Origin of the sequence: Microbacterium sp. 18062 (assembly GCF_902706225.1) — a bacterium.
In the GTDB taxonomy this organism is placed as follows: domain Bacteria; phylum Actinomycetota; class Actinomycetes; order Actinomycetales; family Microbacteriaceae; genus Microbacterium.
Genome location: NZ_CACSKB010000019.1, coordinates 25,912 through 46,860 on the forward strand (window position 1 = coordinate 25,912; position 20,949 = coordinate 46,860).

General features: G+C 73.7%; 16 protein-coding genes. 6 read left to right on the forward strand and 10 right to left on the reverse strand.

What is annotated here, in order from left to right; genetic code table 11:
• Window positions 1-2 precede the first annotated feature (2 nt).
• Complete coding sequence (locus tag GVL03_RS08955) at window positions 3-1,130, reverse strand: enoyl-CoA hydratase/isomerase family protein (RefSeq protein WP_200847119.1); 1,128 nt, start codon at window positions 1,128-1,130, stop codon at window positions 3-5.
• 129 nt (window positions 1,131-1,259) lie between these two features.
• Here GVL03_RS08955 and GVL03_RS08960 point away from each other — a divergent pair, with 129 nt between their 5' ends.
• Together GVL03_RS08960 and GVL03_RS08965 are read left to right on the forward strand one after the other, a co-directional pair.
• Window positions 1,260-2,699, forward strand: coding sequence for an ATP-binding cassette domain-containing protein (locus tag GVL03_RS08960; protein ID WP_159500650.1), 1,440 nt, complete (start codon window positions 1,260-1,262; stop codon window positions 2,697-2,699).
• Window positions 2,696-3,514, forward strand: coding sequence for an ABC transporter permease (locus GVL03_RS08965; protein ID WP_159500651.1), 819 nt, complete (start codon window positions 2,696-2,698; stop codon window positions 3,512-3,514). The genes GVL03_RS08960 and GVL03_RS08965 overlap by 4 nt, the downstream gene beginning before the upstream one ends.
• Before the next feature lie 183 nt (window positions 3,515-3,697).
• Here the strand turns inward: GVL03_RS08965 and GVL03_RS08970 are convergent, their stop codons facing one another.
• Window positions 3,698-4,087: a hypothetical protein gene (locus GVL03_RS08970; protein WP_159500652.1), complete on the reverse strand. Its 390-nt coding sequence runs from the start codon at window positions 4,085-4,087 to the stop codon at window positions 3,698-3,700.
• Window positions 4,088-4,211: 124 nt separating this feature from the next.
• On the opposite strand from GVL03_RS08970, the gene cofG reads away from it, so the two are divergent.
• The 4 genes from cofG to GVL03_RS08990 all read left to right on the forward strand — a co-directional run bounded on the left by cofG (window position 4,212) and on the right by GVL03_RS08990 (window position 10,235).
• Complete coding sequence (gene cofG / locus GVL03_RS08975; RefSeq protein WP_306770324.1) at window positions 4,212-6,776, forward strand: 7,8-didemethyl-8-hydroxy-5-deazariboflavin synthase CofG; 2,565 nt, start codon at window positions 4,212-4,214, stop codon at window positions 6,774-6,776.
• Window positions 6,773-8,350: an NAD(P)/FAD-dependent oxidoreductase gene (locus tag GVL03_RS08980; protein ID WP_235038085.1), complete on the forward strand. Its 1,578-nt coding sequence runs from the start codon at window positions 6,773-6,775 to the stop codon at window positions 8,348-8,350. The genes cofG and GVL03_RS08980 overlap by 4 nt, the downstream gene beginning before the upstream one ends.
• Complete coding sequence (gene fgd, locus GVL03_RS08985; RefSeq protein WP_159500653.1) at window positions 8,347-9,384, forward strand: glucose-6-phosphate dehydrogenase (coenzyme-F420); 1,038 nt, start codon at window positions 8,347-8,349, stop codon at window positions 9,382-9,384. Before GVL03_RS08980 ends, fgd begins: the two co-directional genes overlap by 4 nt.
• A gap of 86 nt (window positions 9,385-9,470) precedes the next feature.
• Window positions 9,471-10,235, forward strand: a complete 765-nt coding sequence (locus tag GVL03_RS08990) for an NTP transferase domain-containing protein (RefSeq protein ID WP_159500654.1) — start codon at window positions 9,471-9,473, stop codon at window positions 10,233-10,235.
• A 197-nt stretch (window positions 10,236-10,432) separates the two neighbouring features.
• Here GVL03_RS08990 and GVL03_RS08995 read toward each other — a convergent pair whose 3' ends face one another.
• From GVL03_RS08995 to hemQ, 8 genes are all read right to left on the reverse strand, one after another.
• A complete protein-coding gene (locus GVL03_RS08995) occupies window positions 10,433-11,170 on the reverse strand; it encodes a TSUP family transporter (RefSeq protein WP_373683832.1) in 738 nt (245 codons plus the stop codon).
• A 1-nt stretch (window position 11,171) separates the two neighbouring features.
• Complete coding sequence (cofD, locus tag GVL03_RS09000) at window positions 11,172-12,134, reverse strand: 2-phospho-L-lactate transferase (protein WP_159500655.1); 963 nt, start codon at window positions 12,132-12,134, stop codon at window positions 11,172-11,174.
• A gap of 154 nt (window positions 12,135-12,288) precedes the next feature.
• The gene (locus GVL03_RS09005; RefSeq protein WP_159500656.1) at window positions 12,289-15,501 is read right to left on the reverse strand and encodes a DEAD/DEAH box helicase; all 3,213 of its coding nucleotides are present in this window, start codon (window positions 15,499-15,501) and stop codon (window positions 12,289-12,291) included.
• Between the two features lie 255 nt (window positions 15,502-15,756).
• Window positions 15,757-17,082, reverse strand: coding sequence for a glutamate-1-semialdehyde 2,1-aminomutase (gene hemL, locus GVL03_RS09010; protein WP_159500657.1), 1,326 nt, complete (start codon window positions 17,080-17,082; stop codon window positions 15,757-15,759).
• Between the two features lie 248 nt (window positions 17,083-17,330).
• A complete protein-coding gene (gene hemB / locus GVL03_RS09015) occupies window positions 17,331-18,302 on the reverse strand; it encodes a porphobilinogen synthase (RefSeq protein ID WP_159500658.1) in 972 nt (323 codons plus the stop codon).
• Window positions 18,299-19,117, reverse strand: a complete 819-nt coding sequence (locus GVL03_RS09020; protein WP_235038086.1) for a uroporphyrinogen-III synthase — start codon at window positions 19,115-19,117, stop codon at window positions 18,299-18,301. The genes hemB and GVL03_RS09020 overlap by 4 nt, the downstream gene beginning before the upstream one ends.
• On the reverse strand, window positions 19,114-20,097 hold the full coding sequence (gene hemC / locus GVL03_RS09025) for a hydroxymethylbilane synthase (protein ID WP_159500659.1): 984 nt from the start codon (window positions 20,095-20,097) through the stop codon (window positions 19,114-19,116). The genes GVL03_RS09020 and hemC overlap by 4 nt, the downstream gene beginning before the upstream one ends.
• A complete protein-coding gene (hemQ, locus tag GVL03_RS09030; RefSeq protein WP_159500660.1) occupies window positions 20,094-20,771 on the reverse strand; it encodes a hydrogen peroxide-dependent heme synthase in 678 nt (225 codons plus the stop codon). Before hemQ ends, hemC begins: the two co-directional genes overlap by 4 nt.
• Between the last annotated feature and the right edge of the window lie 178 nt (window positions 20,772-20,949).

A 20,949-nucleotide genomic window follows, 5' to 3' on the forward strand; every position in this document is an offset into this window, starting at 1 on the left:
GGTCAGTCCCAGAGCGGAGGGTTCGGGCGGAAGGTGAGCGCCTCGTGGACGGTGTTCGGGGGCACCTCGCCGAGGCTCGCGGGCTGCCAGCGCGGCGATCGGTCCTTGTCGACCAGCTGCGCGCGGATCCCTTCGAGCAGGTCGGGCTGGGTCTGGGCGAACCACAGCACGAGCCCGTACTCCTGCGCGAGCACAGAGCGCAGATCCGACAGCTCGCGTGCGCGGCGCACGGCGGCGAGGGCGACGGTCAGCGCGGTCGGCGACAGCGTCACGAGGAGGTCGGCGGCGTCGGCCGCATCCGGTTCCGGCCGGACGCGGAGTCGGTCGATGATCCCGGAGACGGTGGGGGCTGCGAACGCGTCGTCGATCCACGGGCGGGCGCGTCCGAGGGCGGATGGCGGGGGCGTCTCGTGGAACAGCAGCACCAGCTCGGCGGGACCTATGGGCCCACGCGCCCCGAGGCTCCGCGGTTCGCGTCCGCGATCTGTGGAGAGGGCGTGGGGAGGATCGGCGCGGCTCTCGAGCGCGTCGAGGAGGCCGTCGAGACGGTCGGAGGGCACGAGGTGATCGGCGAAGCCGGCGTAGATCGCGTCGGCGCCGTCCATCGTTCCGCCGGTGAGCGCCAGGTACTCGCCGACGCGGCCCGGCGCACGGCCGAGCAGCCACGTGCCGCCCACGTCGGGGGTGAAGCCGATGCGGGTCTCGGGCATCGCGAGCGCCGAGCGCTCGGTGACGACGCGGAAGGCGGCATGCCCGGCCAGCCCCACACCGCCGCCCATCGTGATGCCGTCGGCGAAGACCACGAACGGCTTCGGGTACTCCGCGATCCGCGCGTTCAGCGCGTACTCCTCGCGGAAGAACCGCGCCGCGGCGGGCGCGTCGCCCGACAGCACCTGTTCCCGCAGCGCCCGCACGTCGCCGCCCGCGCAGAACCCGCGCTCGCCCGCTCCGTCGAGCAGCACGACCTCGATGCCGGGGTCGTGCTGCCACGCGTCGAGCGCCGCGCTCAGGGTGCGGATCATGCCGATGTCGAGCGCGTTGAGCGCGCGCGGCCGGTCGAGGGTCAGTCGCCCGACGCCTCGAGACGCACGGACGAGCACGTCGGCGGACGGCTCCGGCAGATCGGTCACGATCGCAACGCTACCGCGCTCTCCGCGGCCGGCCCCAGCCTCGGTCCGCGTCGCCGCGCGACGCACGATCGTGAGGATTCCCCTGGTTTCCGGCAGGATAGAGCGAAAGACCACGACGGAGGTTCCCCCATGCCAGAAGGTCAGGTGCTGGAGTTCTCCGACGTCACCAAACGATTCCGTGGCGTCGATGCCGTCGCCGGGCTCACCGCGCGGGTCGATCCGGGCGTCGTCACGGGCTTTCTCGGGCCGAACGGCGCGGGCAAGACGACGTCGCTGCGCATCCTGCTCGGGCTCGTCGCGCCGACCTCGGGGCGCACCCGCATCGGCGGGGCCTCGTACGCCGAGCTCCCGCATCCGCTGCAGACGGTGGGGGCGGCGCTCGAGGCCTCCAGCTTCCACCCCGGCCGCAGCGCCGCGCACCATCTCGCCGTGTACGCGCAGGCGGCGGGCCTCCCCGGGCGCCGGATCGACGAGGTGCTCGGGCTCGTCGGCCTTGCGGACGTCGCCGGCCGCAAGGTCGGCGGCTACTCGCTCGGCATGCGGCAGCGGCTGGGCCTGGCGACGGCTCTGCTCGGCGACCCTGGCGTGCTCGTGCTCGACGAGCCGGCCAATGGTCTCGACCCCGAGGGCATCAAGTGGATGCGGACGCTCCTGCGCGCCTTCGCCGCCGAGGGGCGCACGGTGCTCGTGTCGTCGCACCTGCTCGCCGAGATCCAGCAGACCGCCGATCAGCTCCTCATCCTCGCGCACGGCCAGCTCGTGTTCGAGGGCGGGATCGAGGACCTCGCCGACCCGTCGGAGTACGCGACGGTCGTCGACGCACCCGACCGCGCGGCCCTCGCCGCGGCCGTCGCCGCGGCGGGCTACGACTCGGAGGTGCTGCGCACGGGCCTGACCGTCCGCGGCGCCGAGCCGGTCGAGATCGGGGCGATCGCGGCGTCCGCCGGCATCGCCCTGTCGTCGCTGCAGCGGCGCGGACCCGCCCTGGAGGAGATCTTCCTCGCCCTCGTCGACGGCACCCGCGTGCACGGCCAGGTCGCGACGGATGCGGCGGCGCCCTCGCCCGACGACGCGGCACCGCAGACGCCCGCGCTCGCCGACGAGGCGTCCGAGGTCGACGGGGCGCCGGTCGACGAGGTGCCGGTCGACGAGGTGCCGGTCGACGAGGTGCCGGTCGACGAGCCGGCGGTGGACGAGCCGTCGGGCCCCGCCGACACGACCCCCGGCGCGGATGCCGACGAGCCGGTCACGGCCCCCGACACCACCGAGGCGACTCCCGCAGCCCACGGGGATCTGCCCGCCGCCGACGGGGACCCGCTCGCCGCGGAGAGCCTCGAGGACGATGGGACCGCCCCCTCGCCGCGCATCGACGCCTCGGGCGAGGGAGGGCTCCTCACCGAGGGGGTCCCCGCATCCGATCCCGACGAGACCGATGCGACGCGCGGCGAGACCGTCGACGCGCAGACCGTGGCGGAGTCGGCGGATGCGGCATCCGCCGACGAGGAGACCACCGACGGGGCGCATCCGTTCCCCGACCACGACCACCGCGACGGAGGTGATGCACGATGAGCATCGTCCACGCGACCCGCTCGGAGCTCACGAAGCAGTTCTCCACCTCGATGTGGTGGATCCTCGCGATCGTGCTCGCCGCGTACGTCGGCCTCACCGCGACCGGCCTCGCCTTCACCATCGGCGCCGTCGCCACCGGCGCCATCGGCGGCGACACGCAGGGCCTGCCGGTCGGCGACGGCGCGGCGTCGCTGCTCTACAGCCTCGCCTCGTCCGTCGGCTACGTGTTCCCCCTGCTCATCGGCACGCTGCTGGTGACGGGCGAGTTCCGCCACAAGACACTCACCCCGACGTTCCTCGCGACGCCCCGCCGCGGCCGGGTGCTCTGGGCGAAGCTGCTCGCCGGCGCTCTTCTCGGCCTGCTCTACGCGGCGGTCGCGGTCCTCGTCTCGGTCGGACCGTCCGCGGCCGTCCTCGCCGGGTTCGGGCTCGAGACGGGCCTCGCCTCGGCCGACACGTGGGCGCTGCTCGGCCGCATCGTGATCGCGTTCGTGCTGTGGGTGTTCGTCGGCGTCGGCGTCGGGCTCGTGGTGCGCAACCAGGTCGCCGCGGTCGTCATCGTTCTGGCCTTCACGCAGTTCGTCGAGCCGCTGCTGCGCTTCGGCGGGGCGTTCGTCGCCCAGCTGGCGGACGTCGCCCACTATCTTCCCGGCGCGGCGAGCGATGCGCTCGTCGGGGCGAGCATCTTCACGATGACGACGGCTCCCGCAGAGGGAGGCCTGGAATGGTGGGCCGGCGGCGTGGTCCTCCTCGCCTACGCCCTCGTGCTGGTGCTGCTCGGGCACATCGTCAGCTGGCGCCGCGACGTCAGCTGACCCCGGCTCACCCCGCCGAACGTCTGTCCGACCGCGGACTCGTTCCGCCCGAAACGTGTGCGCAACTCATGACATCCGGTGGCAAGGCTCGGGGCGACCGCGGAACTCCGGGTGTGCTCACGGTGTCCGCCGCGAATGTCATGAGTGATGTACGAGCCGGCTCTTCCGCGCCCCGGTGCCGCATCAGCCCGCGATGTCGACGACGTCGGCGGGCTCGTCGCCCGCGTCGAGGCGCAGCGCCTGGGCGAGCTCGACGCCGTGCCGGGTGGTGAGCACGATCCGCTGGAACTCGTCGTGACCGTCGAGGTCGATGACGACGCCCGGCCGGTTGCGGCGGATCAGCACGAGGTCCTTGCCCCCGGCGTACCGCCACGTGCCCATCGCGAGGGTCGCGGGCACCGAGGTTCCGGGCGCCCGCACGCCGCGCAGCCAGGTCCACGCGTCGTCCGTGAGCTGCACGCGCGTGATCTTCGACCGTTCCAGGATCACATTCCGCTTGCGGAATGCGATCGCCTTCTCCGCCGCCGACAGCACGATCTCCAGCTGAGCAGAGTCGAGCATGAGCGTCACCATGGGTCAAGTCTGCCAGCGCATGGACGCATCCGGTGGCTCATTTGCTTACGGACCGGCAACGATCGAGCGAGGCCGATGCGCCCGCCGTGACCCGCGCGACACATCTCGGTGGAACACTGGTGAGGTGCCCTCGAGTCCGCCCGGCGCCCTGGCCGCGCCCGCCGTCGACGTGATCGCGTCGCGCGTCCGCGCCGCCCTCGGGCGCGCGAGGTCCGGCGAGGCACTGAGCCTCGACGATGCCCATGCCCTCGTCTCCGCCACCGGTGCCGACCGGGACGAGCTGTTCGCCGCCGCATCCGCTCTGCGCGACGAGGGGCTCGCCGCGGCCGGGCGGACGGGCATCCTCACCTACTCGCGCAAGGTGTTCATCCCGCTGACGACGCTGTGCCGCGACCGCTGTCACTACTGCATCTTCGTCGACACGCCCGGCCAGCTGCTGAAGAAGAACAAGCCGGCGTTCATGTCAGCCGAGCAGGTGCTGGCCGTCGCCCGGCAGGGCGCGGCGCTGGGGTGCAAGGAGGCCCTGCTCACCCTCGGCGACCGCCCCGAGGAGCGCTGGCCGGAGGCGCGCGCCTGGCTCGACGAGCACGGCTTCGCCTCGACGCTCCACTACGTCGCGCACGTCGCCCGCCTCGTCACCGCCGAGACCGGGCTGCTCGCCCACGCCAACCCCGGGGTGATGAGCGCCGACGAGCTGCGGATGCTCCGCCCCGTCTCGCCCTCGATGGGCATGATGCTCGAGACCACCTCGCGCGAGCTCTACGAGACGCCGGGGCGCCCCCATTTCGGCTCGCCCGACAAGGATCCGCAGCTGCGTCTGCGGGTCATCGAGGACGCGGGGGTCGCGCGCGTGCCGTTCACGACCGGCATCCTGGTCGGCATCGGCGAGACGCTGCGCGATCGCGCCGAGTCGCTGATCGCGCTGCGGGACGCGCAGGCGCGGCACGGCCACATCCAGGAGGTCATCGTGCAGAACTTCCGCGCGAAGCCGCGCACCGCGATGCAGGACGCCCCGGACGCGGAGCTGCTCGAGTACGCGACGACGGTCGCTGCGGCGCGCGTGGTGATGGGCCCCCGGATGCGCATCCAGGTGCCGCCGAACCTGTCGGATGCGGCGGAGTTCGAGCTGCTCCTGCGCGCCGGCGCCGACGACTGGGGAGGCGTCTCGCCGCTGACCGCCGATCACGTGAACCCGGAGCGCCCCTGGCCGCACGTGGACGATCTCGCCGCGCGCACCGCGGAGCTCGGCTTCACGCTGCGCGAGCGCCTGACGGCGCACCCCGAGTACGTGCGCGACGCCGCGACGTGGATCGACAAGGCGCTCCACGCGCCGGTCGCCGCCCTCGCCGACCCCGCGTCGGGCCTCGCCGCCGCTGCGCGTCCCCACTCGGCCGCGCCGGCGGAGACCCCGGGCGCGCGGGCGGACGTCCCCCGCTCAGGACATCTGCGGCCGGAAGCCCCGAGAACGCCCATCTCGGCCGCTTCGCGCGCAGATGTCATGAGTTCCGCACAGCCCGCCTCCGGCGGCGGCTCCGTCTCCGGCTCCGGAGACTCCCGCCCCGGCGGCGACCCCGGCCCCGGCGGCAGGGGCCGAGGGGCCGGCAGCACCCGCCCGGCCGCCGCACGCCTCGCCGAGCGGGCGGCGGCAGATCCGCTCGACCTCGACGATGCCGAATGGGTCGCGCTGCTCGGGAGCACCGGCCCCGCCCTCGACGCGCTCGCGGCGACCGCCGACGACGTGCGCCGCTACACGGTCGGCGAGGCGATCAGCATCGTCGTCAACCGCAACCTCACCTCATCCGGATTCCGTCGCGGCGGCCCGACGCGCCCCGACGAGTTCGATCTGGCGGATGCGGCGGCGATCGCCCGGGACGCCTGGGAGCTGGGCGCCACCGAGATCTGCGTTCAGGGGCTCGTGCCCGCGACCGAGGACCCCGCCGCCTACCTCGACATCGTCCGGACGATCCGCGCGGCGGCCGGCAGCATCCACCTCCACGCGTACCGGCCGCAGGACGTGCGCGACCTCGCCGACCGCACGGGGCTCGGCCTCGACGGCGCCCTGGCCGCGCTGCGCGAGGCGGGCGTCGACACGGTTCCGGGCACGGGGGTCAAGGTGCTCTCGGAGCGGGTGCGCGCGCTCATCGCCCCGGGCGACCTCGAGATCGACCGATGGGTCGACGGCATCGCCGCGGCCCATCGTGCCGGGTTCCGGTCCACGAGCGTGCTGTTCTACGGGCATGTCGAGACCGCCGCCGAGCGCATCGCCCACGTGCGGGCGCTGCGCGGCATCCAGGCCGAGACCCGGGGGTTCGCGGAGTTCGTGCCGATCCCCCTGCCTCCCGCGTCCGGAGGCGGCGTTCCGCTCGTGGCCGGCAGGTCTCCCCTGGACGAGCACCGCGCGATGGTCGCCGTCTCGCGGCTGATGCTCTCCGGCAGCATCCCGCACATCCAGATCCCGTGGACCCGCCACGGTCTCGAGACGAGCGCGGCGCTGCTGCGCGCCGGCGGCGACGACCTCGGCGGCACGCTGCTCGACGGCCGGGTGCGCCCGGCGGCGGGCGTCGAGCAGGGTCTTGAACTGCCCCTCCCGGATGCGGCGCGTCTGGCCCGCACGCTCTTCCGGCCGCTGCGCCAGCGCACGACGGACTACGGCGAGCCGGCCACGGACCGCAGGGCGGTGCACGGGTGAGCGTCGACGTCGCGATCGTCGGCGCCGGCTTCGCGGGCCTCGCGATGGCGGGCGCCCTGCGCCGCGCGGGCCGCGACTCGTTCACGATCCTCGAGCTCGGTCGCTCGGTCGGCGGCACCTGGCGCGACAACACGTACCCGGGCGTCTCCTGCGACGTGCCGTCACATCTGTACGGGCTGGCGCAGCATCCGTGGCCGGACTGGTCGGGGGTGTACGCACGGGGCGACGAGATCCACCGCTACCTGCAGCACGTGGCGGATGCCGAGGGGCTCCGCGAACGCCTGCGGCTCGACACGGCGCTGCTGTCGGCGCGGTGGGTCGACGACGGCTGGACGCTCGAGACCGGCGGCGCGCACGCCGGCACGACGCGCGCGAGCCGGCTCGTGCTCGCCTGCGGCCGTCTGACCGAGCCGCGCATCCCCGACGTCCCCGGCCTCGAGACGTTCGGGGGGCCGATCTTCCACTCCGCGCGCTGGGACCACACCGTGCCGCTCGCCGGCACCCGCGTCGCGGTGGTCGGCACCGGCGCGTCCGCCGCGCAGCTGGTGCCCGAGCTCGTGCGTCGCGGAGCCGAGGTGGTGCTGTTCCAGCGCACCCCCGCGTGGATCGTGCCGCGCGGCGCGCGCGACTACACCGCCGACGAGCGGCGCCGCTTCGCCGGCCGCCCCGACGAGCTGGCCGCCCTCCGCGCGCGGCTGTACGACGAGGGCGAGGCGCGGTTCGCGTCGCGATCGGGCGACGCGGATGCGGCGGCCGCCGCCGTGGCCGAGGCGCGGGCCCACCTCGCCCGGCAGATCGAGGACCCGGCGCTGCGCGCGGCCCTGACCCCGGGCTACGCGTTCGGCTGCAAGCGCGTGCTGCTCTCCGACGACTTCTACCCCGCGGTGGCGTCACCCGCCGTCACGCTCGAGGCATCCGCGCTCGCCCGCATCGACGGGGGCGCCCTCGTGGCGGCATCCGGTGCACGGCACGACGCAGACCTGCTCGTGCTCGCGACCGGCTTCACCGCGTCGCAGCAGCCTTACGCCGACCTCGTGACCGGCGAGCGCGGCGTGACCCTCGGCGAGCACTGGGCGAGCGGCATGACCTCGTTCGCCTCGACCGTCGTGGCGGGCTTTCCCGACCTCTTCGTGCTCAACGGGCCGAACGCGTCGCTCGGGCACAACTCGTCGGTGCTCATGGCCGAGGCGCAGGCCGAGTACGTCGTGCGGAGCCTCGACGTCGCCGAGGCCCGCGCCGCGGCGGGCTCGGCGGACGAGTCCTGTGCCGCAGACGAGACGGGCGCCGAAGATCGCGACGGCGCGTGCCACGGCGCCCGCGCGAGATCGGTGCTGCGGCTCGACCCCGCCGCCGAGCGGGCCTACACGGAGCGGATCGACGCGGCCGCCGCATCCACCCCGTGGATCCGCGGCGGCTGCGACAACTGGTACGTCGACGAGCGGTCCGGGCGCCTCACGCTGCTCTGGCCGGGCACGGTCGGCGCGTTCCGGGCCATGCTGGACGAAAGCGACGGGTCGGAGTTCCTGCCCGCCGGAGCGACCCGCGATCCGTCGCGGGTGAGAGGAGAGACATGACCCTCCGCCATTCCCCGGGCACCGCGGTTCCGCTGCGCCTGGGATACAAGGCGTCCGCCGAGCAGTTCCCTCCCGACCAGCTCGCCGACCTCGCGGTGCTCGCCGAGGAGATGGGCTTCGACTCGGTGTTCATCTCCGACCACTTCCAGCCGTGGATGCACGAGGGCGGCCACGCCCCCGCCGCCCTCCCCTGGCTCGGCGCGGTCGGCGCCCGCACGTCCCGCGTGCTGCTGGGCACCTCGGTGCTCACCCCGACGTTCCGGTACCATCCGGCCGTCGTCGCGCAGGCGTTCGCGACGCTCGGTGTGATGTTCCCCGGCCGGGTGATCCTCGGTGTGGGCACCGGAGAGGCGCTGAACGAGGTGACGCTCGGACTCGACTGGCCGGACCCCCCGGAGCGCTTCCAGCGCCTCAAAGAGGCCATCACCCTGATCGAGAGGCTGTGGGCGGGCGAGCGCGTCACCTACGAGGGCACCTTCTGGCAGGTGACGGATGCCACGGTCTACGACCGGCCGACCACGCCCGTGCCGATCTACATCGGGGCCGCGGGCCCCGCCGCGACCAGGCTCGCCGGGCGGGTCGCGGACGGCTTCATCACGACCAGCGGCAAGGACCCGAGGCTCTACACCGACACCCTGCTGCCGGCCCTCCACGAGGGACTGGAGAAGGCCGGGCGGACAGACGACGACATCGACACCCTCATCGAGGTGAAGGTCTCGTACCACCCCGACCACGACACCGCGCTCGAGAAGACGCGTTTCTGGGCACCGCTCGCGCTCACGCCCGAGGAGAAGACCGGCATCCACGACCCGATCGAGATGCAGCGGCGGGCGGCTGAGCTGCCGATCGAGCGCGCCGCATCCCGGTTCATCGTGTCGACCGACCCCGACGAGCACGTGGAGAGGATCGCCCGGTACGTCGAGCTCGGCTTCCGGCACCTCGTCTTCCACGACCCCGGCGCCGATCAGGAGGAGTTCCTGCGCATGTACGGCGCCGAGATCCTGCCGCGCCTGCACGCCCGGCTCGGGGAGTGAGCGCGGCTCCTGCCGGTCGCGGCGGTGCCCGATACGGCAGCTCCGGCACGACGGGCTCTGGCACGACAGCGTCCGGCGAGGCGGTGATGTCCCGGGCTCGCGATGACGCGCAGACCGGGCGCGCAACTCCTCCAGTACGGCACTCGTACGGTGCCACGCCGCACGCAAGGCCCGCGTCGGAGGAGTCGCGCCCGGCCGGCTGGGTCGTCATCGTTCCGCTGAAGGCTGCGGCGGTCGGCAAGTCGCGCCTGCGCGAGAGCGGCCGGCCCGGCGACGTCCGCCAGGACGCTCCGCACGGCGACGACGACGAGCAGCTGGTGCGCGCCATCGGTCTCGACACGGTCCAGGCGGCGAGCGCGGCCACATCCGTCACCCGCGTGATCGTCGTGACGGCGGATGCGGCGACAGCTGCCGCGGCATCGACCCTGGCGGGCGTCGTCGTGGTGCCGGAGCCCGAGCCCCGGGGACTGAACGCGGCGATCGCGCTCGGCGCCGCGGCCGCGGGCGATGTGCCGCGGGCGGCGCTGCTCGGCGACCTGCCCGCGCTGCGCCCGGAGGACCTCGATGCGGCACTGGCGTCCGCCGCATCCGTCGAGCGCGCCGTCGTGGCGGATGCGGACGGCACCGGTTCCACCCTCGTGACCGCGCGGACGGGTGTCGCGTGGGCGACGGCGTTCGGCGCGGACTCCTTCGCCCGGCACCTCGCGCTCGGCTGCGTCGCGCTGGATGTGCCCGCCGGCTCGCGGCTGCGCCGCGACGTCGACATCGCCGATCAGCTCGCGGCCGCCGCATCCCTGGGTCTCGGCCCCCGCACGTCCGCCCTGCTCGGCACGCTCCGCCAGGGACCCTGAGAAGCTGACCCGACCCGGCCGTGCGTAACTCATGACATCTGAGGCGGGCACCATGAGCCGGCCGGGGAATCCCGCGGTTGCGCTCGAACGTCGCCACCGGATGTCATGGGTTCTGCACACGATCCGGGCGGAACGAGCCCGCCATCCCGCGGAGAGCCCCGCCGCAGCGCTGAGAAGCCGGCCCGACCCGACCCCGCTCAGACCAGCAGGTACACCGCGCCGACCACGGTGAACCCGATCACCAGGCGCTCGAACAGGCGCTGGTCCAAGCGCCCCGCCAGCCAGCGGCCCGCCAGCGCGCCGAGCACGACCAGCGGCACGAGCACGAGGTCCAGCAGCAGTCCGGGCGGGGTGATGAGGCCGAGCCCAATCGAGAACGGCAGCTTGCTGAGGTTCACGAGGGCGAAGAACCAGGCGGCGGTGCCGAGGAACCTCTTCACCTCGAAGCGGGCGGCGATGAAGTACATCGACATCACCGGTCCCGCGGCGTTGGCGACCATGGTCGTGAACCCGGCAAGTGCCCCGTAGGTCGCCGTGCTCGCCGGATGCATGCGCTCGGCGATGACCGCTGCGGCGCGGCGACGCAGGAGCGTGACGGCGATGACGACGAGCAGGATGATGCCGATGACGCGCTTGACCCACGCGTCGTCGGCGAGGGCGAGGAAGACGGCGCCCAGCACGAGCCCCACGACGACCGCCGGAGCGAGGCGCAGCAGCGCGCGGAGGTCCGCGTGCCGGCGGTAGGCGGTGACGGCGAAGACGTCGGCGACCAGCAGCAGGAGCAGCAGCGCGCCGGTCGACTGCCGCGCCGGCAGCACGGCGGCGAAGATCGCCACCGCGACCGTCGTGGCCCCCGGGATCGCCGTCTTCGAGAGACCCACGATCATCGCGGCCACGGCGAGGAGCACCCACCCGGATGCCGCGAGCTCGGGCACGTCAGAGCGCCAGGGCCGTCTCGGCGATCGCCGCCGACGCGTCCACGTCGGTCATCCACAGCGGCGCCACGACCGCACGGATGCCGAGCGCGTCGACGGATGCGGCGGCCGCGGCGTCCTCCTCGGCTACCAGCCAGGCGTCCAGCACGCCGCCGTCGGCGCGGGCGCCGTAGTGGGCGGCGACCGCGCCGGCGCTCGTGTCGACACCGATCGCGGTGAGGCAGACATCCGCCATGCCGCGGACGACTCGGCCGCCGATGACGGGCGAGACGCCGACCACCTGCGCCGGCGTCGTGCTCAGCGCCTCGCGGATGCCGGGAACCGCGAGGATCGGCCCGATCGACACGACGGGATTCGACGGGGCGATCAGCACGATGTCCGCATTCGCGATCGCCTCACCGACGCCCGGGGCGGGGACGGCGGCCTCGATCCCGGGACTCTCGAACGCGACGGGCGCGAGGCCGGCGCGGTGACGGGTCCACCACTCCTGGAAGTGCAGGCGCGAGCCATCGGCCATCACCACGTGCGTGTCGACCTCGGTGTCGGTCATCGGCAGCATCCGGATGCCGAGGTGCCAGCGCCGCGAGAGGCGTTCCACGACATGGGTGACCGTGAGTCCGTCGCGCAGCCATCCGGTGCGGGCGAGGTGGGTGCCGAGGTCGAGGTCGCCGAGGGTGAACCACGGCCAGCCCGCGCCCCAGGCCTGCAGCTCCTCGTTGACGCGCTCCGTGTCGCCCGCGCGGCCCCAGCCGCGCTGCGTGTCGTTGACCCCCGCGAGCGCGTAGAGCACCGAGTCGACGTCGGGCTGCAGCCGTACGCCGCTGAGCCACAGGTCATCGCCCGTGTTGACGATGACCGTCGCCTGCGGTGCGCCTGCCCGCGCGAGGGCCTCGCGCACACCGAGGGTGAACTTGGCCCCGCCGACACCGCCGGCGAGCACGACGACGCGGGGCACTGAGGTCATCCCGTCAGCCTATGCCCCGCCGCATCCGAGCCGTTCCGACGGGTTCTCCGCAGCCGGTGACGATGCTTCGGACACTGGCCGCGGTGTCGTACCGATCCACCCCGCTGACCGGCGCGCCGTCGGGACCATGGGTTCCAACCGCCCGCCGCCGGCCTCAGTCCACGAGCGAGCGGATGTCCTCGGCGCTCAGCGCACCCGTTCCGAGCTCCTGCTCGCCGCCGTCGAGCACCCGCTCGAACAGCTGCGCCTTGGACTCCTTCAGCGCGATCACCTTCTGCTCGATCGTGTCGCGGGCGACCAGCCGGTAGACGATCACCGGGCGGGTCTGCCCGATGCGGTGCGCCCGGTCGATCGCCTGCTCCTCGACGGCGGGGTTCCACCACGGGTCGAGCAGCACGACGTAGTCGGCCTCGACGAGGTTCAGGCCGAAGCCGCCCGCCTTCAGCGAGATGAAGAACGTGGACGCCTCACCCTGCCGGAACCCGTCGATCACCCGCTGCCGGCCGGTCGTCGAGCCATCCAGATAGACGTGCGCGATGCCGGCTGCATCCGCCCGGGCGCGCGCTGCGGCGAGGAACCGCGTGAACTGGCTGAGCACCAGCACGCGGTGGCCCTCGGCGGTCGCCTCGGCGAGGAGATCGATCAGGGCGTCGAGCTTCGCCGACGGCGCCTCGCCCTCGTCGACCAGAGCCGGGTCGAGCGCGAGCTGGCGCAGCAGCGTCAGCGAGCGGAAGATCTGGAACCGGTTCGCCTGCACGTCGTCGACCAGTCCCAGCAGCTTCTGCCGCTCGCGCTGGAAGCGCCGCTCGTAGAGATGGCGATGCGCCGGATGCAGGTCGACCTCGAGGATCTTCTCCTGTTTGGGCGGCAGATCGGCCGCGACGACCTCCTTGGTGCGCCGGAGCAGGAACGGGCGCAGGCGCCGCCGCAGCACGCCGAGTCGTTCGGCGTCGCCCTGCTTCTCGATCGGGGTGCGGTAGAACTCGGTGAACTGCGTCTTCGAGCCGAGCAGGCCCGGCGCGACGAGGGAGGCCAGTGCCCACAGCTCCAGCAGGTTGTTCTCCATCGGCGTGCCGGTGATCGCCAGCGTGAACGGAGCGCCCAGCATCCGAGCGGCGCGATAGCCCTGGGAGGTGTGGTTCTTGATCTGCTGGGCCTCGTCGAGGATCAGCCCCGACCATTCGAGACCGCGATAGTCCTCCTGCTCGATGCGGAACAGCGCATAGCTGGTGACGACGACGTGCGCGCCGGCCACGGCCTCGGCGAGGGCGACGCCGCGCCGGGACTCGGCCGTGGTCACCGTGACCACCCGCAGCCCCGGGGCGAATCGAGCGCACTCGCTCGCCCAGTTGCCCACCACGCTCGTCGGCGCGACGATGAGGAACGGAGCCATGGCGGGGTCCTCGCTGCGCGCCTGCTCCATCATCGCGATGGCCTGCACCGTCTTGCCGAGCCCCATGTCGTCGGCCAGGATGCCGCCGAGCCCGTTCACCCGGAGGAAGTGCAACCACGCCAGCCCCTCGTGCTGGTACTCGCGGAGGGTCGCGTCGAGCCCCGAAGGCGGCGGAACGGGCTGCAGCACCGCGGCGTCCGACAGGCTCCGCACCCGCAGCCACCACTCGGCCTCCTGAGCCGCCACGATGCCGAGCTCGACCAGCTCCTCCCACAGATCCAGGCTGTAGCGGCTGACCCGCAGCCTGTCGACCGGCCGATCGCTCAGCATCCGGGCCTCGTCGACGATCGCGCGCAGCCGCCCCAGCTCGGGCGCGTCGAGCGGGAAGTACACGCCGCTCGGCAGCACGAAGATGGGATCCTGGAGGGTGAGCGCGGTGAACAGGGCGGAGAAGTCGACCTCTTCGCCGCCGACCGTCACCGTGACGTGCAGGTCGAACCAGTCGGTGCCGTCGTCGGCGCCGGTGCGGAGCGCGACGACCGGCGCCTCGCCTGCGGCCCGGTAGTCGGTGAGCTCGCCCGCGTCGACGACCCGGAGTCCCTCGATCTCGCGCAGGCGCGGCAGCACCTCGGCGACGAACAGCACCGCCTGCGCGCCGCGGAGGGCGGTGCCGGGCCCGATTCCGGCGGCATCCGCCGGCGAACCGGCCGGAAGCAGCGTCGCACCGGCGTCGCCGAGGACATCTCGCACGGCACGCAGGAGGGCGGCCTCGCGCGCCCGATCGGCTCGTCCGAGCACGGCGCTGCGGTCCCAGCGCCACGACAGCAGGGCCTCTTGCGCACTGTGCGCGACGCGCAGTTCGAGCACGCTCGTCGGCCGCTCGGGCACGGCGAACGTGCCGTCGGCGGACTCGACGGGAACGACCGCCTGCAGCCGGGGCAGATAGTCGCGCACGAACGGCTCGATGTCGTCGCTGCCGACGGTGACCGCGCCCTTGCGGGAGAGCAGCTTGCGGGCGGCGGCGGGCACCGGCTCCGAGAGCGGCAGCAGCGTGATCCGCTCGGCGGGGCCGTCGCGATCGTCGACGTACGCGACGGCCACCGCCGGATCGCCCACGAGCCACCGCGGCTGCTGCGCGATCTCGGCGGGGACGCCGGCGAAGGAGGCCGCCATCCGCAGCCCGGCCTTGCGCGCGCCGAGGTCGACCCGCGCCTGCACGGGCGTGTCGGAGAGCACGACCGGATGCTGCGCCCGCGCCGCCGAGACGAAGGGCACGCCCGCCTGCTCGATGAGGCGCAGCTGCGGCCACAGCGCGCTCGAGGGCACGTCGTCGAGCGGGAGCCACTCCTGCTCCCGCCCGTACCAGCCGTACAGCGACGACGCGCTCGAGAGCCGGTGCAGCGTCTCGAGCTGCGTGACCGCCTCCTCGGCGGCATCGAGTCGGTCGAGCCGCCCCCAGGACGCCTGCCCCTTGATCCACGCACCGCGTGCACCACGCACACCGGGTCGCGCCGTGAGCCGCAGCACCCGCCGCCGATCGCCGTTCCACGCGGTGGTCGAGGACTGCCGCACAGACAGGAACAGGCACAGCTCGGCCGCGCCGGAGCCGGGCTCGTCGAGCAGGAGGTCGTCGAGCGCGACCTGCCAGGCCGGCATCGGCTGCGGCGCCCGCTGCGGGGCGGCGAGCTCCTCGAACACGACGAGCAGTGCTGCGGCGGTGTGCGGGCAGGCGGGCGCACGGCCGCAGGAGCACCAGGTGTCGACCTCGCCCGCCGCGCGCGAGTCCAGCGACAGCGAGACCTCGTTCACCGCGTCGGAGGCCAGCACGTCGACCGAGACGACGAGGCGAGGACCGGTCTGCTGCGCATCGACGACGTCGACGCCGCCCGAGGTCACGATCCGCAGCGCCTCGTGCATCACGGCCGGAGGCGCGATCGCCGCCACCGCACTCCAGATCTGCGCGTCCACCACCATGCCCGCCTTCCCCGGTTCACCGGTCGCTGTCTCCTGGCACGCCGTCCGTCGTTCGCCGGCGAAGCTCAGCCGCTGCTCCGCCTCGGTCGCTCGACGCCCGCCCGCTTCGACCGTGCCTCTCTCCCGCCGAGCGAGATCCTCTCATCATGCTCCGACATCGCGGTCCGGCGAGCGCAGCCTCCCCACCGGCCGTCTCTCCGGATCGGCCTCCCGTGGCCGTGCGGACGCGTCATCGGGGCCCCGAACACCCAGCCGTCACGCCCGCTCGACGCGGGCCGCGGCGCGGGCGGCGCCGGGAAGCGCCTCCAGCACCCGGGCGAGCGCATCGTCGTCGTGCGCGGCCGTGAGGAACCACGCCTCGTACACGCTCGGCGGCAGCGAGACTCCGGCGTCGAGCATCGCGTGGAAGAACGCGGGGTAGCGCCAGGCCTCCTGCGTCGTCGCCTCGGCATAGGTGCGGGGCGCCTCCGGCAGGAACGCGACGCCGAACAGCGACCCCGCGCGCGGCACGCTGTGCGCGACGCCGGCGATCGCGAGCGATCCCGACAGCGCCGTCGCGAGAGCGGATGCGGCCGCATCGACCCGCGCGTAGACCTCGGGCGTCGCGAGCCGCAGCGTCGCGAGGCCGGCGGCGACCGACAGCGGGTTCCCGGACAGCGTCCCGGCCTGATAGACCGGGCCGAGCGGGGCCAGGGCGTCCATCACGTCGGCGCGGCCGCCGAGCGCCGCCAGCGGCATCCCGCCGCCGACGACCTTGCCGAACGTGACGATGTCGGGCGTGTAGAGCTCGCCCGCCTCCTGCTGCAGCCCCCAGAAGCCGGCGGGGTGCACGCGGAACCCGGTGAGCACCTCGTCGAGGATGAGCAGCGCCCCGTGGGCGTGCGCGATCTCGGCGAGGGCGGCATTGAAGCCCGGATCGGGCGGCACGACGCCCATGTTGGCGGCGGCGGCCTCGACGATGACGGCGGCGATGCGGTCGCCGTGCACCGCGAAGACCTCGTGCACCTGGTCGAGGTCGTTGTAGTCGACGACGAGGGTCTGCGCCGCGATCGGCGCGGGCACCCCCGCCGAGCCCGGCAGCGCGAGCGTCGCGACGCCCGAGCCCGCCGCGGCGAGCAGGCCGTCGGAGTGCCCGTGGTAGTGCCCTGCGAACTTCACCAGCAGGTCCCGGCCGGTGTGGCCGCGCGCGAGACGGATCGCGGTCATCGTCGCCTCGGTGCCGGTCGACACGAGCCGCACGCGCTCGACGGGTGCGGCGTCGCCGACCCGCACGCGCTCGGCGATCAGGGCGGCGAGCTCGATCTCGGCCTCCGTGGGGGCGCCGAACGAGAGGCCGCGGGATGCCGCGTCCTGCACGGCGGCGACGATCTCGGGGTGCGCGTGGCCGAGGAGCGCGGGGCCCCACGACGCGACGAGGTCGACGTAGCGGTTGCCGGCGGCATCCGTCACGTACGCCCCCTGCGCCGACGCCAGGAACCGCGGCGCGCCGCCGACCGACCCGTACGCGCGCACCGGCGAGTTCACCCCGCCCGGGATGACCTCGCGGGCCCGGTCGAACAGCTCATCGTTGCGGTCGCTCATGCAGAACACTCCCTCTTACGCTTGTCACGCTCTTACGCTTGTCACGCTCTTACGGCATCTTGCGCCCCGCCCGCGCCGCCACGTCCCGGCCGCGGGTTGTCGCAGAGGACCGCGAGACTGCACGTGGGCGCCGAGACAGCGGGGTACACCCACAGTCTCGGCGCCCCGGTGCGGTCTCGCGGACAAAACCGGCCCGAACCCGCCCGCCGGTCGCACCCCCGGCACGGCCGACCCGTGCCGCCGCGGGCTCACAGCCAGGCGGCGGCCTCGGCGGCCCAGTAGGTGAGCACCGCGTCGGCGCCGGCGCGACGGATGCCGACGAGCGACTCGAGGATCGCCCCCCGCCGGTCGATCCAGCCGTGGGCGGCCGCGGCCTCGACCATCGCGTACTCCCCCGACACCTGATACGCCCACACCGGCACGTCGACTGCCGCGCGCACGTCGGCGAGCACGTCGAGGTACGGCATCGCGGGCTTGACCATGACGATGTCCGCGCCCTCGTCCACATCCGCCACGGCCTCCCGCACGCCCTCGCGGGCGTTCGCGGGATCGAGCTGGTACGTGCGCCGGTCGCCTGTCAGCTGCGAGTCGACCGCCTCGCGGAACGGTCCGTAGAAGGCCCCCGCGTACTTCGCCGCGTATGCCAGCAGGATGGTGCCGGTGTGACCGGCGTCGTCGAGCGCGGCGCGCACGTGTGCGACCTGGCCGTCCATCATCCCGGACAGCCCCAGCAGGTGCGATCCCGCCTCGGCCTGCGCGATGGCCATCGCGCCGTAGCGCTCGAGCGTCGCATCGTTGTCGACGGATCCGCCAGCGCCCAGCACGCCGCAGTGCCCGTGGTCGGTGAACTCGTCGAGGCACAGATCGGTCTGCACCACGAGCGCATCGCCCACCTCGGCGACGACCGCGCGGGTCGCGACGTTGAGGATCCCCTCCGGGTCGTCGGCGCCCGAGCCGATCGCATCGCGCACCGCGGGCACGCCGAACAGCATGATGCCGCCGATCCCGGATGCGGCCACATCCGCCGCCGCCCGGCGCAGCGAGTCGAGCGAGTGCTGCACGACGCCGGGCATCGACCCGATCGGGACCCGCTCGGTCAGCCCCTCGCGCACGAAGGCGGGCAGGACGAGCTGCGCGGGCACGAGGTGCGTCTCGCGCACGAGGCGGCGCACCGCCGGCGACTGCCGGAGGCGTCGCGGGCGATGGGTCGGAAAGCTCACGGCTGGAACTCGTCGGCGGCGTGCGGCAGCGCGAACTGCGACACCGCCTCGATCAGGGCGTCCGCGGTCTGCCGGTCGGCGATCACGTCGACGTCGAGTCCGGTCTGTCGGGCGTCCTTCGCCGTGCGCGGACCGATCGCGGCGATCACCGTCTCGGGCGGGATGTTCGGGAACTGCAGATACACCTGCTCGGCGACGGAGCCGCTCGTGACCAGGATCGCGTTGATCCGTCCCGACGCGACGTCGTTCGCGATGCGCTCCGTGACCGGCACTCCCACCGTGCGGTAGGCGACGACGCTGCGCACCCGGTGCCCCGCGTCGATGAGGCTCCGGGTCAGCACCGGCTTCGCGATCTCGCTGCGCAGGGTCAGGATGTCGCGGGGCTCCGGCTCGAGCGCGATCATCTGCTCGGCCATGCCGGCGGCGGAGTTGTCGCGCTCGGGCACGAGGTCGACGCGATAGCCGGCGGCCTGGAGGGCCGCGGCCGTCGTCTCGCCGACGGCGGCCACCTTGGTGGTCGGGGGGATGACGGCCCGATAGGCGAACAGCACGTCGACCGTGGTCGCGCTCGTCATCGTGAGCCAGTCGAACCTGCCCGCCGCGAGATCCGCCAGCGCCTTCGCGAGGGTCTCCTCGTCGTTCGTCGGCGCGAAGTTGATGAGGGGGGCCACGACCGGGACGGCTCCCTTGGCGCGGAGGGCGGCCGCCACCCCGTCGCCCCAGGGACCGCCGCGCGGCACGAGCACGCGCCAGCCCGTGAGGGGCTTCTCGGCGTCGGGCCGCTTCGAGTCTTCGTGCATGGCTTCGGCTTTCATGGTGCAACCTCGGCTGCTCCATGGTCGAGCAGCTCACGAGCGACGCCGTCCCCCGTGCGTCTCGCTCGCGCGACGGGACCATCGTCGCCGGCAGCGTCCGCACCATTGCCGCTGCCCGGTTCCCCAGCATACCCGCCCCGCACGAGCACCGTCCGGTCGAGGCCGAGACGCCGGCTGCCGTCGGGAGCGTAGACGACGGCACGGATGCGGAGCGACTCGTCCTGCCACTGGGCGTACACCCCGACCGGGGCGTGGCATCCCGCGTCGAGTCCGGAGAGCACCGCGCGTTCGGCGGTGACCGCCACACGCGTCGCGAGGTCGTCGAGACGCGCGATCGCGTCGCGCAGTTCGGCGGGAGCGTCGTCGCGGGCCTCCACCGCGAGCGCCCCCTGCCCGGGCGCGGTCGGCCACTCGGCGAGGCCCAACGGCTCCGCGACCAGATCGGCGGGCACTCCGCCGATCCGGGCGAGGCCGGCGGCGGCGAGGATCACCGCGTCCAGCTCGCCCTCGCGCACCCGACCCATCCGGGAGTCGATGTTGCCGCGGAGGTCCCGCGTCTCGACGCGGGGGTTGCGCGTCGAGATCTGAGCGATCCGACGGGGAGAGCCCGTGCCGACGACCGCACCCGCGTGCAGCTCGTGCAGCGGCGTCCCGTCACGGGTGAGCACGATGTCCCGCGCGTCCTCGCGCTCGGGGATCGCGGCGATCACCAGGCCCGGGGCGGGGGCGGTGGGCAGGTCCTTCAGCGAGTGCACGAGCAGGTCGCACTCGCCCGCCAGCAGCGCCTCGCGCAGCCGGGTGGCGAAGACGCCCTGCCCGCCCAGCTGAGACAGCGACGCCCGCGAGACGTCGCCCTCCGACGTGATCGGCACGAGCTCGACCCGGCGGCCGGCGACGGCGGCGAGGGCATCCGCCGTCTGCTGCGACTGCGCGGTCGCGAGGGCGCTGCGGCGCGTGCCGAGCCGGATGGCGGAGCTCACGCCAGCACCTCGGGGATCGCGGAGGTCGGGATCCTGCGACCGGTGTAGAAGGGCACCTCCTCGCGGACGTGACGTCGCGCGTCGGTGTAGCGGAGCTCGCGCATCATGTCGACGAGGTCGGTCAGATCGTCGGCCTCCATCGGCAGCACCCACTCGTAGTCGCCGAGCGCGAACGAGGCGACCGTGTTGGCGACGACGCCGGTGAACGCGGCGCCCTTGCGGCCGTGGTCGGCAAGCATCCGGCGGCGCTCCTCCTCGGGCAGCAGGTACCACTCGTAGCTGCGCACGAACGGGTAGACGCACAGCCAGTCCTTGGCGTCGATGCCGCGCAGGAACCCGGGCACGTGCGCCCGGTTGAACTCGGCGTCGCGGTGCACGCCCATCGCGTTCCAGACCGGCAGGAGGGGGCGCAGCAGCTCGGTGCGGCGCAGGCGACGAAGGTCCCGCTGCAGCGCCTCGGGGTCGGTCCCGTGCAGCCACACCATCAGGTCGGCGTCGGCGCGCAGCCCGCTCACGTCGTAGAAGCCGCGGACGGCGACCCCGCCGGCCTCGACGTGGTCCACGATCGCCGCGAGCTCCGCGTCGTCGACCTCGACCACGGGGTTCTCCGGATCACGGCGGAGCACCGCCCAGAGCGTGTAGTGCGCGGATGCGGTCTCGGGAGCGGATGCCATGCCCCCCAGTCTCCACCGGTGGCGGGCAGGCGCCAAACAGATGCCCCCTCGGCGGCTCGGTCCCGCCGCCCGCGAGCCCCGCCGGCGGGCATAAGGGGCTTCTCATAGGAGCCTCACACGTCCCTTAGCCCGCTCGGTCACTCTGGAGCGACCGTCGCGGTGACCCACCGCGACGACA